12 protein-coding genes and 1 riboswitch are annotated in these 14,687 nt (G+C 60.8%); of the genes, 8 read left to right on the top strand and 4 right to left on the bottom strand.

Annotated features, from left to right (window positions below):
- Positions 1 to 26 precede the first annotated feature (26 nt).
- Complete coding sequence (locus FIV35_RS14205) at positions 27 to 845, top strand: M48 family metallopeptidase (RefSeq protein WP_034095942.1); 819 nt, start codon at positions 27 to 29, stop codon at positions 843 to 845.
- A 73-nt stretch (positions 846 to 918) separates the two neighbouring features.
- On the opposite strand, the gene FIV35_RS14200 is transcribed toward FIV35_RS14205, so the two are convergent.
- From FIV35_RS14200 to FIV35_RS14190, 3 genes are all read right to left on the bottom strand, one after another.
- Positions 919 to 1,503 carry a TMEM165/GDT1 family protein gene (locus FIV35_RS14200; RefSeq protein ID WP_016978300.1) on the bottom strand — a complete coding sequence of 195 codons (585 nt, stop codon included), beginning with the start codon at positions 1,501 to 1,503 and terminating at the stop codon, positions 919 to 921.
- A 108-nt stretch (positions 1,504 to 1,611) separates the two neighbouring features.
- Positions 1,612 to 1,713, bottom strand: a riboswitch (yybP-ykoY riboswitch).
- Between the two features lie 50 nt (positions 1,714 to 1,763).
- On the bottom strand, positions 1,764 to 2,762 hold the full coding sequence (locus FIV35_RS14195) for a methyltransferase (protein WP_034137005.1): 999 nt from the start codon (positions 2,760 to 2,762) through the stop codon (positions 1,764 to 1,766).
- A gap of 30 nt (positions 2,763 to 2,792) precedes the next feature.
- Positions 2,793 to 3,758: a 2-hydroxyacid dehydrogenase gene (locus tag FIV35_RS14190; protein ID WP_034137006.1), complete on the bottom strand. Its 966-nt coding sequence runs from the start codon at positions 3,756 to 3,758 to the stop codon at positions 2,793 to 2,795.
- Positions 3,759 to 3,842: 84 nt separating this feature from the next.
- On the opposite strand from FIV35_RS14190, the gene FIV35_RS14185 reads away from it, so the two are divergent.
- The 6 genes from FIV35_RS14185 to FIV35_RS14160 all read left to right on the top strand — a co-directional run bounded on the left by FIV35_RS14185 (position 3,843) and on the right by FIV35_RS14160 (position 13,710).
- Positions 3,843 to 4,475, top strand: coding sequence for a LysE family translocator (locus FIV35_RS14185; RefSeq protein WP_034095946.1), 633 nt, complete (start codon positions 3,843 to 3,845; stop codon positions 4,473 to 4,475).
- Positions 4,476 to 4,641: 166 nt separating this feature from the next.
- On the top strand, positions 4,642 to 6,324 hold the full coding sequence (locus FIV35_RS14180) for a fatty acid--CoA ligase (RefSeq protein ID WP_034137007.1): 1,683 nt from the start codon (positions 4,642 to 4,644) through the stop codon (positions 6,322 to 6,324).
- A 328-nt stretch (positions 6,325 to 6,652) separates the two neighbouring features.
- Positions 6,653 to 8,512 (top strand): DUF1302 domain-containing protein, encoded by a 1,860-nt coding sequence (locus FIV35_RS14175; RefSeq protein WP_034137008.1) that lies wholly within the window; start codon positions 6,653 to 6,655, stop codon positions 8,510 to 8,512.
- Positions 8,513 to 8,540: 28 nt separating this feature from the next.
- On the top strand, positions 8,541 to 9,905 hold the full coding sequence (locus FIV35_RS14170) for a DUF1329 domain-containing protein (RefSeq protein ID WP_034095949.1): 1,365 nt from the start codon (positions 8,541 to 8,543) through the stop codon (positions 9,903 to 9,905).
- Positions 9,906 to 10,218: 313 nt separating this feature from the next.
- A complete protein-coding gene (locus tag FIV35_RS14165) occupies positions 10,219 to 12,948 on the top strand; it encodes a winged helix-turn-helix domain-containing protein (protein ID WP_034137009.1) in 2,730 nt (909 codons plus the stop codon).
- 117 nt (positions 12,949 to 13,065) lie between these two features.
- The gene (locus tag FIV35_RS14160) at positions 13,066 to 13,710 is read left to right on the top strand and encodes an MBL fold metallo-hydrolase (protein ID WP_034137010.1); all 645 of its coding nucleotides are present in this window, start codon (positions 13,066 to 13,068) and stop codon (positions 13,708 to 13,710) included.
- A 41-nt stretch (positions 13,711 to 13,751) separates the two neighbouring features.
- Here the strand turns inward: FIV35_RS14160 and FIV35_RS29605 are convergent, their stop codons facing one another.
- Positions 13,752 to 13,919: a hypothetical protein gene (locus FIV35_RS29605; RefSeq protein WP_156796371.1), complete on the bottom strand. Its 168-nt coding sequence runs from the start codon at positions 13,917 to 13,919 to the stop codon at positions 13,752 to 13,754.
- Here FIV35_RS29605 and FIV35_RS14155 point away from each other — a divergent pair.
- Positions 13,918 to 14,685 (top strand): YiaD family glycine zipper/OmpA-like lipoprotein, encoded by a 768-nt coding sequence (locus FIV35_RS14155; protein ID WP_034095952.1) that lies wholly within the window; start codon positions 13,918 to 13,920, stop codon positions 14,683 to 14,685. The genes FIV35_RS29605 and FIV35_RS14155 overlap by 2 nt on opposite strands.
- Positions 14,686 to 14,687 lie beyond the last annotated feature (2 nt).

Below are 14,687 nucleotides of genomic sequence, written 5' to 3'. Positions count from 1 at the left end.
GGCGTCTTTTCAGGGAGAGTGTATTGATGAAGAAATCACTGGCGGTAAGTGTATTGGCGGCAGCGGTCCTGCTGGCCGGGTGTCAATCGGTCAACACCACCAGCGGCGGCGCCGTTGGGGTAGAGCGCAAGCAGTACATGTTCAGCATGCTGTCGAGCCAGGAAGTCGACCAAATGTATGCTCAGTCCTACCAGCAGACCCTGGGTGAGGCCAGCGGCAAAGGCTTGGTGGATAAAACCAGTGCCAACGCCAAGCGCGTGCAGGCCATTGCCAAGCGTCTGATCGCCCAGGCACCGACCTTCCGTGCGGATGCGGCGCAGTGGAACTGGGAAGTGAACCTGATCAAAAGCGATGAGATGAACGCCAACTGCGGGCCTGGCGGCAAGATCTTCGTGTACAGCGCGCTGATCGACAACCTCAAGCTCACCGATGACGAATTGGCCGCGGTAATGGGCCATGAAATCGCCCATGCCCTGCGTGAGCATGGTCGCGAAGCCATGTCCAAGGCTTACGGCATCGAAATGGCCAAGCAGGGCGCCGGTGCGCTGTTTGGCCTGGGTCAGGACAGTCTGGCGCTGGCCGACACCGTAGCCAACTACGGCATGACCTTGCCCAACAGCCGCAGCAATGAAAACGAAGCGGACCTGATCGGCCTGGAACTGTCTGCCCGCGCCGGCTACAACCCGAACGCCGCGATCACGTTGTGGAACAAGATGGCCAAGGCGTCCGAGGGCGCGCCGCCGGAGTTCATGAGCACGCACCCGGCGTCTGACAGCCGCATCGCCTCGCTGCAGGCGGCCATTCCAAAGGTCATGCCGCTCTATCAGCAGGCCAAAAAATCTTGACCCTGTGACGATCCAACGGTGGGAGAGGGTTTGCCCCCCTCCCACGTTGGATTGGGTTTGCAGGTTGAGACTCTTAGATCCAGCCACTGCTCTGCATGGCCTTGTACACCGCTACGATCGCCAGGATGAAAAACGCTGAGGCGGCCAGTCGGCGAATCAACGTCAGCGGCAGTTTCTCTGCGGCGAAATTCCCCGCCAATACCACCGGCACGTTGGCAATCAGCATGCCCAGAGTGGTACCGATAATCACCAGCCACAGTTCCGGATATTGCGCGGCGAGCATCACCGTGGCGATCTGCGTCTTGTCACCGATTTCCGCGAGGAAAAACGCAATCAGCGTGGTCAGGAAAGGCCCGAACTTGCGCGTGGTGCTGGCTTCGTCATCGTCGAGTTTGTCCGGCACCAAGGTCCACAGTGCGGTGGCGCAGAAGCTGGCCGCGAGGATCCAGTGCAGCACCGCATCCGAGAAGAAACTGCCGAACCAGGCGCCCACGGCACCGGCGGCGGCGTGGTTGGCCAGGGTGGCGGCGACGATACCGGCGATGATCGGCCAGGGTTTGCGAAAGCGGGCGGCCAGGATGAGGGCGAGCAGTTGCGTCTTGTCGCCGATTTCGGCCAAGGCAACGATTGCGGTGGGAACGAGCAATGAATCCAGCATCAGGTAGGTTTCCAGGGGCGGGTCGACACGGCTATGACACGTACAGCCTTCCCGCCCCGGGTAAGGTGTGCGTGTCATAGGTCTTGTCAAACCCCGGTCCGTCTGTGCGGACTCCTGAGTCGCATACGCCATGGTCTGCTGACCAAGTATGTTGACGTATGCCGGACGAGCGTGGTGCTCGTGGGAGACTACTCCCCTAGGACGGAGCGGATTCTGCCTAGGCAAATTCCATTCGGCAAGCGTTCTTTGCTAAACCTCGATCAGCCGCGCTTGGCGCGGTAGATACGAAAACCATTGCCCTCAGCCTTGATCGCACACACGCCCAGGTGCTCTTCGATCAACGGCTGGTACTTCAGGAAACTGTTGGCCACCAAGCGCAGTTCGCCGCCTTTTGCCAGATGTTTGGCCGCTTTTCGCAGCAAGTTCTCGGTGGCGAAATAGTCAGTGTGCACGCCAACATGGAACGGTGGATTGCTCAGAATCGCATTCAATCCCATCGGCGCGGCGTCGATGCCATCACCGGTCAGCACCTCGGCTTCCAGGCCGTTGGCGGCCAGGGTCAGGCGGCTGCTGGCGGCGGCGAAGGCGTCCACGTCGAGCAAAGTGACGGTGTTGTGCGGGTAGCGACGTTTGATTGCGGCTCCCAATACGCCAGCCCCACAGCCAAAGTCCAGCAGGTGACCGCTCGGCAATTTATCCAGATGCGCCAGCAATAACTCGGTGCCGCGATCCAGGCGACCGTGGCTGAACACGCCCGGCAGGCTCACCACCTTCAACGGCCCTTCGGCCAGCGGTACGTCGAACGTCTGTGCCAGGCTCTCCAACGCCACCGCCTGCGGGGCATTGGCCACGGTGACTTGCCACAGCTGACAATGCCGCGCGTTGTCGAGCTTGCGCGGTTTGCCCAAGGGGATCATTTGCTTGGCGGCGCTTTCGATACCGGCTTTTTTCTCGCCCACCAGGAACAGCTCGGCGCCGGGAAGGCGTGCGGCCACGGCCTTGAGCAGGTAGTCGGTCAGGTCCTTGGATTTGGGCAGAAAGATTACCGCCGCGTCGAACGCACGCTCCGGCACGCTGACGCCGAACTGGCTGCGCTCGGGGAAACGGGCGTCCAGCGCCGCCTGGTCGCCGGCATGCCAGCACCAGCCGTGGGCATTGGGCAGGCGCCCCAGCAAGTCGTCGGCGGGCAACCCCACCAATAGCAGGTTGCCTTGAAAAAGTTCGGCCTGGCGAAGCAGTACTTCACTGCGCGGATCCATGGTCTGCTCCTTGAAAAGGGGCGCAGTTTATCAACTCACAACCCGCAGCGGGGCACCGCTGAAAAAGCCACGGGCGTTTTGCGCCAGTTGACCGACGATACGCTGGCGCGCCTCGCGGCTGCCCCAGGCATTGTGTGGGGTGACGATCAAGCGCGGAATATCATCGGCCAGCAGCGGATTACCGTCGACCGGCGGCTCCACGCTCAACACATCGGTAGCCGCGCCGCCCAGATGGCCGCTGCGCAACGCGTGGGCCAGGGCTTGCTCGTCGATCAAACCGCCGCGCGCGGTGTTGACCACCAGCGCGCCGGGCTTGAGCAGCGCCAGTTCGCGGGCGCCGATCAAATGGCGGGTGTGCTCGTTGAGCGGGCAGTGCAAGGTCAGCGCGTCGACCTGGGGCAGCAGTTCATCCAACGGCACGCGGTCGGCCCGGGCAGGGCGCCCCGGAATCGCGCCCAGCACCACGCGCATGCCAAAGGCTTCGGCCAGACGCGCCACGGCGCTGCCCAATTCACCGTGGCCAAGCAGGCCGAGGGTTTTGCCCTCCAGTTCGATGATCGGATGATCCAGCAGGCAGAATTGTTTGGCCTGTTGCCATTTGCCGGCGGCTACATCCTGCTGATAGTCCTTCAGCCGCGTCGCCAGGTTGAGCAGCAGCATCATCGTGTGCTGCGCCACCGATGGCGTGCCGTAGCCCTGGCAGTTGCTCACCGTGATGCCCTGGGCGCGGGCGGCGGCCAGATCAATGTTGTTGGTACCGGTGGCCGACACCAGGATCAGTCTGAGATCGGGGCAAGCCGCCAGGGTTTGCGCGTTGAGCACGATCTTGTTACTGATGGCCACTTGGGCACCTAGCAGGCGTTCCAACACATTTTGCGGCGTCGTGTCCGAAAACAGCTGCAACTCTGTGAAGCTGTCTCGCAATTGGCTGAGGTCGAGGTCCCCCAAGTCCAGGGAAGGGTGATCAAGGAAGACGGCGCGGCGATTGTCAGTCATCAACTGTACCTTTTGCGACAGAGTTCGAAGGCGTAATCTGCCGAGCCTATCAGATGAAATAATCAGTTACTTAATGGAGTGAGCATGTACCTCGCCGAGTTTTTGACCGTAGCCTTGATTCACTTGTTGGCGGTGGCCAGTCCCGGGCCGGACTTCGCCGTGGTGGTGCGTGAGAGCGTGACTCACGGCCGCCGCGCCGGCACCTGGACCGCGCTGGGCGTGGGTTCGGCGATTTTCCTGCATGTGGGCTATTCGTTGCTGGGTATCGGGCTGATCGTGTCCCAGTCCATCGTGCTGTTCAACGCCCTCAAGTGGGCCGCGGCTGCTTACCTGTTGTACATCGGCTTCAAAGCCCTGCGTGCCCAGCCGGCCAAACCCGCCGCCGAGGGCGAGCTGCATCGCGAAGCCGGTGAACGCACCCCGCGCGGCGCTTTCACCGCCGGTTTCGTGACCAATGGCTTGAACCCCAAGGCCACATTGTTCTTCCTCTCGTTGTTCACCGTGGTGATCAATCCACACACGCCGTTGGCGGTGCAGGCCGGCTACGGCGTCTACCTGGCGGTGGCGACGGCGCTGTGGTTCTGCCTGGTGGCGATGCTGTTCAGCCAGCAACGCGTGCGCGCCGGGTTTGCGCGGATGGGGCATTGGTTCGACCGGACCATGGGCGCGGTATTGATTGCCATAGGTGTGAAGCTGGCTTTTACCAGCATGAAATAACATTGGCCCACCCGGTGCGCATGGCCAGTAATCGGTGCAAATGCTGGCGCAAAGCTAGCATTTGCTGAGGTCTGCAAATCATTCCTTTGGCTGATTTAGCGCACACATAACGTCTCTACAGTGCAGGTCTTCAAGCCAAGACCGTGCAGTCATAAAAGGGATTCGTATGTTGCAGACCCGTGTTATCCCGCCCGCCGAAGGTGCGTACCAATACCCACTGTTGATCAAGCGCCTGCTGATGTCCGGCACCCGTTACGAGAAGACCCGGGAAATCGTCTACCGTGACAAATTGCGTTACACCTACCCCACCTTGATCGAACGCGTCGCGCGCCTGGCCAATGTGTTGACCGAGGCCGGTGTGAAGGCCGGTGACACGGTGGCGGTGATGGATTGGGACAGCCATCGCTATCTGGAATGCATGTTCGCCATCCCGATGATCGGCGCGGTGATCCACACCATCAACGTGCGCCTGTCGCCGGAACAGATCCTGTACACCATGAACCACGCCGAAGACCGCTTCGTGCTGGTCAACAGTGAGTTTGTCGGGCTCTATCAAGCCATCGCCGGGCAGCTCACCACCGTGGACAAGACCCTGCTTCTCACCGACGGAGAAGCCAAAACCGCCGATCTGCCTGACCTGGTGGGCGAGTATGAAACCCTGCTGGCCGCCGCCAGCCCCCAGTACGACTTCCAGGATTTCGACGAACACTCGGTCGCCACCACGTTCTATACCACCGGCACCACCGGTAACCCCAAGGGCGTGTACTTCACCCATCGCCAGCTGGTGCTGCATACCATTGGCGTGGCGACCATCATGGGCAGCGTCGACAGCGTGCGATTGCTGGGCACCAACGACGTGTACATGCCGATCACGCCGATGTTTCACGTGCATGCCTGGGGTTTGCCGTATGTGGCTACCATGCTTGGTCTCAAGCAGGTCTACCCTGGCCGCTACGACCCGGAATTGCTGGTGGAGCTGTGGCGCAAGGAAAAGGTCACGTTCTCCCATTGCGTGCCGACCATCCTGCAGATGGTACTCAACGCCAAGGCCGCTCAGGGGGTGGATTTTGCCGGTTGGAAAATCGTCATCGGTGGCAGTGCGCTGAATCGTTCGCTGTATGAAGCTTCCAAGGCCCGTGGGATTCAACTGACCGCTGCGTACGGCATGTCCGAGACCGGACCGCTGGTGTCCTGTGCGCATCTCAACGAAGAACTGCTGGCCGGCAGCGAAGACGAGCGCATTACCTACCGCATCAAGGCTGGCTTGCCGGGGCCGTTGGTGGAGGCGGCGATCATCGACGCCGAGGGTCGTTTCCTGCCGGCCGATGGCGAATCCCAGGGCGAACTTGTGCTGCGCGCGCCCTGGCTGACCGAGGGATATTTCAAAGAGCCGCAGAAGGGCGCCGAGTTGTGGGCGGGCGGCTGGATGCACACCGGGGATGTGGCCACGCTGGACGCCTTTGGTGTGATCGATATCCGCGACCGCATCAAGGATGTGATCAAGACCGGCGGTGAGTGGGTCTCGTCCCTGGCCCTCGAAGACCTGGTCAGCCGTCACCCGGCGGTACGCGAAGTAGCGGTGGTGGGCATCGCCGACCCGCAGTGGGGCGAGCGCCCGTTTGCCTTGGTGGTGGTGCGCGAAGGCCATGCAATTGGCGCCCGCGAGCTGAAGGAACACCTCAAACCGTTCGTGGAACTGGGCCATTTGAGCAAGTGGGCGATTCCGAGTCAGATCGCCGTTGTTACGGAAATTCCCAAGACCAGTGTCGGTAAGCTCGATAAGAAGCGTATCCGCATTGACATCATCGAATGGCAGGCCAACAACAGCACGTTCCTGTCCACCCTCTGAGCGGATTTGCCGTGCCCCTGTGGCACGGCGATGCTCTATCTCGCGCCTTCACTTGTGATTTGCCGATTTTCAGCCATCCTTCCCGCGTCGGCCCCCGCCGACATGGCGAAAGGACTGTGGCAGACGGCTCGGTGATGCAAATCACACTTTAGAGGGATCAAGCCCTACCACCTGCTGGCTATAGTCCCACTCAGAGTTTTTCAAGGATGCACCGCTTCGGGCCACGGAGGTTCAGTTGCCAGGCAGCTTTGGAATCGTTGTATTCCGGCTGTTACACGCATCATCTAGAACTCACTGCCATAACAATAATGCACATGGAGTAGCGTCGATGACCTCAGTAAACCAGTTCTGGCGCCGGGCAAAATTGCCTCTGGCCGTCAGCCTCGCCTCTACGCTCGCCGGGCCCGCATTCGGCGTCAGCTTCAATATCGGTGAAATCGAAGGGAATTTTGACTCGTCGCTTTCCGTGGGGGCGAGCTGGTCGACAGCCAAGCCCAACAAGGACTTGATCGGCGCCAACAACGGCGGTCGGGGCTTGTCCCAGACGTCCGATGACGGCCACCTGAACTTCAAGCGCGGCGAGACCTTCTCCAAGATCTTCAAGGGTATCCACGACCTGGAGCTGAAGTACGGCGACACCGGCGTATTCGTGCGGGGCAAATACTGGTACGACTTCGAACTCAAGGATGAAAGCCGTGAGTTCAAGGACATCAGCGACAACAATCGCAAGGAAGGGGCCAAGTCTTCCGGCGGGCAGATTCTCGACGCCTTCGTTTATCACAACTATGCGATTGCCGATCAGCCGGGCAGCGTGCGCTTCGGTAAGCAGGTAGTGAGCTGGGGCGAAAGCACCTTTATCGGCGGCGGCATCAACTCCATCAACCCGATCGATGTGTCTGCGTTCCGTCGTCCGGGTGCCGAGATCAAGGAAGGCTTGATTCCGGTCAACATGTTCTACGTGTCGCAAACCCTGACCGATAACCTCTCGGCCGAAGCGTTTTACCAGCTGGAATGGGACCAGACCGTTACTGATAACTGCGGTACGTTCTTCTCGCAGCCGGATGTGATTTCCGATGGTTGCAGCAATAACCTGCGGGTGCTGAACAAGCGTTCGACCATCCCGGGCGCAGCCTTGCCGACCTTGACTGCCTTGGGTGTGGACGTTAACAACGAAGGCGTACTGGTCCGTCGTGGCCCCGACCGTGATGCTCGCGACAGCGGACAGTTCGGCGTGGCGATGCATTACAACTTCGAACCGCTGGATACCGAGTTCGGCGCGTACTTCATGAACTACCACAGCCGTGCGCCGATTTTCAGTGCGCAGGGTGCGCCGTCGTCGGCCTACACCCGTCCGCTGGGACCGCTTGGCGCCTTGCGCCCACTGGTCGTGGCCGGTAACTCCAATTACTTTGTCGAGTACCCGGAAGATATCCGCCTCTACGGTTTGAGCTTCTCCACCACGTTGCCGACAGGCACCGCATGGAGTGGTGAACTGAGCTACCGTCCCAACGCACCGGTGCAGTTGAGCACCACCGATATCCTCTTCGCCGGCGTGACGCCGATCCCAGGCTTTGGCAACGCGTCCGTACTCAAAGGCACCCCAGGTCAGGATCTGCACGGTTACAACCGCAAGGAAGTGACCCAGTTCCAAACCACCTTCACACACTTCTTCGACCAAGTGATGGGCGCGAGCCGCTTGACCACCGTCGGTGAAATCGGTGTGACCCACGTGGGTGGCCTGGAAAGCAAGTCCCAAGCCCGTTATGGCCGTGACCCGGTATTCGGCCCTGGCACCTTGCCAGGTGGCTTCTGCGACAGGCTTAACCTGTCCACCGCCAATGGCGCTGGCTTGCCCAACGCCTCAGGCTTGAACACCAGCTGCAACAACGATGGCTTCACCACCGCCACCTCCTGGGGCTATCGCGCTCGCGCCATCTGGGAATACCCGGATGTGTTCGCCGGTGTGAACCTCAAGCCTAACGTGGCGTGGTCCCACGACGTGAAGGGCTACTCGCCAGGTCCTGGCGGTAACTTCGAAGAAGGTCGCAAAGCGGTCAGCCTGGGGCTGGATGCCGAATACCAGAACACCTACACCGCAAGCCTGGCCTACACCAACTTCTTCGGCGGCAAGTTCAGCACCGTGGATGACCGTGATTTTGTCGCCCTGAGCGTCGGCGCGAACTTCTAAGCACACTGAATTTCAGGAAGACCGGAATATGAAAATAACTAAAAGTCTGTTGCACGTAGGTGTGCTGGGGCTGTCGATCCTGGCGAGCAACGTCATGGCGGCGGTCTCGGCCGATGAAGCTGCCAAGCTGGGTACCACCCTGACGCCGATGGGCGCCGAGATGGCCGGTAACGCTGCCGGCACTATCCCGAAATGGTCGCCGATGCCGACCAACGCCGGCGCTGTGGATGCCCGTGGCTTCCTGGCCAACCCATACGCCAATGAGCAACCGCAGTTCACCATCACCGCGGCCAATGTCGAGCAGTACAAAGACAAACTGGCGCCGGGGCAGTACGCGATGTTCAAGCGCTACCCGGAAACCTTCAAGATGCCGGTCTACCCGACCCATCGTGGCGCTACCGTGCCGGCCGAGGTGTTTGCCTCGATCAAGAAGAACGCCACCACCACCAACCTGGTGTCCGGTGGCAACGGCTTGGAGAACTTCGAAACCGCGGTGCCATTCCCGATTCCGAAAAGCGGCGTCGAGGTGATCTGGAACCACATCACCCGCTATCGCGGCGGCAGCGTGACGCGTCTGGTTACCCAGGCTACCCCGCAAACCAATGGTTCCTACAGCCTGGTGTACTTCCGCGACCAGTTCGTGTTTCGCGACAAAATGAAGGACTTCGATCCGAAGAACCCGGGCAACGTGCTGTTCTACTTCAAGCAGCAAGTGACCGCGCCGGCACGCCTGGCCGGTGGTGTGCTGCTGGTGCACGAAACCCTGGACCAGGTGAAGGAGCCGCGTTCGGCATGGGTCTACAACGCCGGCCAGCGCCGTGTGCGCCGGGCGCCGCAAGTGTCCTATGACGGCCCGGGCACCGCTGCCGACGGTCTGCGTACCTCCGACAACCTCGACATGTACAACGGCGCGCCGGATCGCTACGACTGGAAGCTGGAGGGCAAGAAAGAAATCTACATCGCCTCCAACAGCTACAAGATCGACGATCCGAAGCTCAAGTACGCCGACATCATCAAGGCCGGTCACATCAACCAGGACCTGGCGCGTTACGAGCTGCGCCGCGTCTGGCATGTGGTCGCCACCTTGAAGGAAGGCCAGCGACACATCTACGCCAAGCGTGACTTCTACATCGACGAAGACACCTGGCAAGCGGCGGTGATCGACCACTACGACGGCCGTGGCCAACTGTGGCGCGTCGCTGAAGCCCATGCCGAGAACTACTACGACAAGCAAGTGCCGTGGTACGCCCTGGAAACCCTCTACGACCTGCAGTCCGGCCGCTACCTGGCGCTGGGCATGAAGAACGAAGAGAAACAGGCCTACGATTTCGGCTTCACCGCCTCCACTAGCGAATTCACCCCGGCGGCCCTGCGTCAGGATGGTGTGCGCTAGGTTGCACGACCCAATGTGTGAGGGGCAGGCCCCCTCCCACATGGGATGCATTCCAGATTGAACGATAATTTGGCAAAGCTCGATCAAAGGGTGGGAGGGGGCTTGCCCCCGATAGCGGGATAACAGTCGGCATTTACGTTGACTGTTACCTCGTTATCGGGAGCAAGCTCCCTCCCGCTTTTTGCCTATCGCGATATTTTTTGTCGCAGTTCTTTTTCAGGCAGTTGTTGCAAAGATCTACAAAGCGGCGGCTTTTACCGCTAGTCTGCGGACATCTGCAATGCCGACAATAGCCTTCAATAAGAGCCCGGTGATGACTGATCTGTCCCGAATCCAAGGGCCTGCCAGTGCGGTGATCCCGTCTCTGGAAGCTCGCTTTTACAGGCCTCCGCTGCCTGACGGCTACGTGCTGCGACCCCGTCTGTGCGAACGGCTGAGTGCCGGATTGCAGGGGCGTTTGTTGCTGGTCAGCGCGCCGGCCGGGTTCGGTAAGAGTTCCCTGGCGGTCGAGTTCTGCCAAAGCCTGCCGGCCCATTGGCAAAGTCTGTGGCTGGGCTTGGGCCCACGGGACAGCGACCCTGGTCGTTTCCTCGAGCGCCTGCTCGAAGGTCTGCAACAGTACTTCTCGCCGCTGGGTGCCCAGTCCCTGGGCCTGCTGAAAATGCGTCAGCGTCACCAACCCTTTGCGTTTGAAGAATGGCTCGATGGCCTGCTCGATGAGTTGGCCCACCATCTGTCCACCCGCGCGCCGCTATTACTGGTGCTGGACGACTATCACTTGGCTCAGGGGCCGGTGCTGGACCGTTGCCTGCAGTTTTTCCTCAACCATTTGCCCGATGGCCTGGTAGTGCTGGTGACCAGCCGCCAGCGCCCGGACTGGCATCTGGCGCGCCTGCGGCTGTCGCGGCATTTGCTGGAACTGAACGAACACGACCTGCGCCTGACCCATGCCGAATCCCTGGCGGTGCTGGATCGCCATAGCAACTCCTTGCGCGGCGAAGCCCTCGATAACTTGATCCGTCGTAGCGAAGGCTGGGTGGCCGGTTTGCGTTTCTGGTTGCTGGCGGCCTCCGAAGCCGGCAACGAGAGTGCCTTGCCCCAGAGCCTGCACGGCGGCGAAGGGTTGATCCGCGATTACCTGCTGGAAGAGGTGATCGACTGCCTGCCGGCCGAGGTGCAGGCGTTTCTGTTCGACACCGCGCCCCAGGAGCGCTTTTGCAGTGACCTGTGCGACGCCGTGCGCGAAGCCCATGACAGCGCGGAGATCCTGCGTTACCTGCAATCTCACCAAGTGTTTCTAGTGCCTTTGGACGAGCAGGGCGTTTGGTTCCGTTATCACCATTTGTTCTCCGACCTGCTGCGCAGCCGACGCGAAAGCAGCCCTGTGCTGCCGGCCGCCAGCCTGCACCTGCGCGCCTGTCGTTGGTTCAACGCCCAGGGTTTGATCGACGAGGCGGTGGAGCAGGCGTTGCGCGCCGGCCATCTGGATGTGGCGGCGAACCTGGTGCAAAACCTGTCCGAAGAACAACTGCTGGCCGAGCAGAATGTCGGCATGCTGCTGCGCTGGAAAATGGACTTGCCCGACAGCCTGCTGATCAGCACACCGCGCTTGATCGTGCTCTACAGCTGGGCATTGGGGCTGGCCTGTCAGTTGGATGCGGCGCAAGAGTTGTCCAGCTACCTCAGTCGGTTTCTGCCGGCGCCCTCGGCCACCGCGCAAAAATCCATGCTGGCGCAGTGGCTGGCGCTCAGCGGCATCATCGCCCGTGGTCGCGGCGATCGCGAGCTGACCCAGCGCTATTGCAGCGAGGCCTTGGACAGCCTGCCGCAGCGTCGTTACGGCCAGCGACTGATGTGCCTATCGACTCTGTCCAATCTGGCGATTGCCGATGGGGATTTATGGCGTGCCCGCGGTTTGAATCGCGAGTCGTTGGAGTTGGCGCAGCGCGTCGGCAACCCGCTGTTCGAGGCCTTGGCCCACTATGATCGCGCGCGGGTACTGCAAGCGCGCGGCGAAATTCTGCGTTCCCTCGACGAAGTGCGCCAGGGCCTGCAGCGCCTGCACGGTCTGGCGCCTCAACGGCTTTATGCGGTACGGGCTCGCCTCTCGCTGTATGAAGGTTACTTGCTGCTGGTGCGGTTTCAGCCCGAAGCCGGCATGGTCCGCCTGCGCGCTGGATTGGCTGAAGCCCGGGCCTGTCGCGATATCAGTGTGTTGATCGGGCATTGCGTGATCGCCAGTTTCGAAGGGCGGCGCGGTGATTTCCCTTTGGCGTTCGCCGAACTCGCCGAGGCCGAACGCTTGATGCATATCTGGGACGTGCCGCCGATCTACTACCTGGCCATGATCACTCTGATCAAGTGCGAGTTGTGGCTGGCCCAGGGCCGCACCGATCTGGCCGAAGCCTGGCTGGCACGGCTGGAGCAAACCTACAACGGCGAGCACGCCGCCGCCGCGCCGGAATTTCACCCGCACCTGCCGCAGCATATCGGCCTGCAACAAGCGGCCCTCGACGCCACGCGCCATCAACGCGCCGCCGCGTTGCAGCGCCTGGAAGAACTGGCGCAGCAAGCCCACGACAGCGGTCGCCAGATGATCGCCCTGATGGCCTTGACTCAGCAGGCACAGTTACTGCTCGAGGGAGGCCAGGAAACCAAGGCGCGCCCGATTCTGGCGCGGGCCCTGGAGGCGGGAGCGGGCGGCGCGCTGCAACCTTTTCAGCGTCTGTTGGACGCCCACCCGGATTGGATGCGCGAGCAACTGGGCCAGGACCCTCACGGCTTGTTGAGTCAAAGCTTGCTAGCCTTGCTGCCCAAGGCAGTAGCGATGTCGCCCACGCCCACCCATGAAGCCCTCAGTGCGCGTGAGCTGGCGGTCCTGCAACTGATCGCCGAAGGTTGTTCCAATCAGGAAATCAGTAACCGTCTGTTTATTTCACTGCACACGGTCAAAACCCATGCGAGCCATATCAACAGCAAGTTGGGCGTCGAGCGGCGCACTCAGGCGGTGGCGCGGGCGCAGGAATTGCGTTTGATTGGTTAAGCATCAAGCGAGCGTGCTTGGAGTGGTCTGCGCAGCGTTCCAGTCTGGTTTAATAGGGCGATTGTTGCGGCGCTACCCGCCCAAGACACCTGATTGATTTGCACTGGAAGACTGCCCATGGACACCACATCGCCCACGCTCATCCGCGAAACCTTCCCCGTCGGCCCCTTGCAGTGCAACTGCACGATCATCGGCGATCCCATCACTAAAAAAGCCATCGTGGTCGACCCAGGCGGCAATCATGAGCTGATCCTGGCGCGGCTCGATGCGCTGGGGCTGAAAGTGGTGAGCATCATTCATACCCACGCCCATCTCGATCACTTCCTCGCTTCGGGTCAATTGAAAGAGAAAACCGGCGCCACCCTGCATCTGCACAAGGATGACCAATTCTTGTGGGATAACCTGGAGATGCAATGTCAGATGTTTGGTGTGCCCTACACCCCGGTGCCGTCGCCCGACCGCTGGCTGGCCGATGACGAAGAACTGGCCTGCGGTTGCGGCGTGGCCTTGCACACCCCTGGGCATACGCCGGGCTCGATGAGTTTCTGGTTCGCTGAGGCCAAATTGCTGATTGCCGGCGACACCTTGTTCCGACGTGGCGTGGGGCGCACGGACCTCTGGGGCGGCGACCAGGCGACTATCGTGCGTTCGATCAAGCAGCGCCTGTACACCCTGGATGAAGGCGCCACCGTGGTGACCGGCCATGGGCCGGACACGCGGCTGGGGGATGAGATGCGTGAAAATCCGTTTGTTCGGGCCTGATGTAAGTGAGTGCATCGTTAAAGCGAAAACGCAGGTTCTATTCAGGAGGCGTCTGCTAGGGTTTTGATAGCGGCAAATGTGACCAATGTTTTGTTACAGCCGCGGCAACGGTCATGGAATTTTTGCCGTTTGTCGCGTTCCAAACTCGGCACAGGTCCATTGCCAATGTCCTTTGCACCACAGAATGCAAAAGTAGGAGCTTCTTTCATGTTCACTCCGCGTCGTCTGCTTGTTGTCGCTACCGCCGTAGCCTTGTTGTCCGGCTGCGCTTCCCCTAATCCTTATGACGGCAGCAGCCAGGGACAGGCGAATAATGAATCCGGCGGTATGAGCAAAACCGCCAAATACGGCGGTCTGGGTGCCCTGGCCGGGGCATTGGCGGGCGCTGCCATCGACCACAACAACCGTGGCAAGGGCGCGCTGATCGGCGCGGTAGTGGCAGGTGCAGGTGCCGCCGGGTATGGCTACTACGCCGACCAGCAGGAAAAGAAACTGCGCGAAAGCATGGCCAATACCGGGGTTGAGGTGCAGCGCCAGGGGGATCAGATCAAATTGATCATGCCGGGTAACATCACCTTCGCGACTAACTCCGACGCGATCTCCAGCAGTTTTTACCAGCCGCTGAACAACCTCGCCAACTCGCTCAAACAGTTCAATCAAAACACCATCCAGATTGTGGGCTATACCGACAGCACCGGTAGCCGCCAACTGAACATGGACCTGTCCCAACGCCGTGCTCAGAGCGTGGCTAATTACCTGACCTCCCAAGGCGTGAGTCCGGCCAACCTGAGCGCACGCGGTGCCGGCCCGGATAACCCGATCGCCAGTAACGCCGACGTCAATGGCCGTGCCCAGAACCGTCGCGTAGAGGTCAACCTCGGTCCGATCCCTGGCCAGCAATACGGTCAGCCGGGCCAGCAGGCTCCTCAGCAAAATAATCAGTTCCAGGGCAATCCATACCAGCAGTACCAATAAAC

The sequence above is a fragment of the Pseudomonas rhodesiae genome (assembly GCF_007858255.1).
Lineage (GTDB): Bacteria > Pseudomonadota > Gammaproteobacteria > Pseudomonadales > Pseudomonadaceae > Aquipseudomonas > Aquipseudomonas rhodesiae.
The sequence above is the reverse complement of the archived record's forward strand: the minus strand, read 5'-3'. Positions and strand labels throughout refer to the sequence as shown.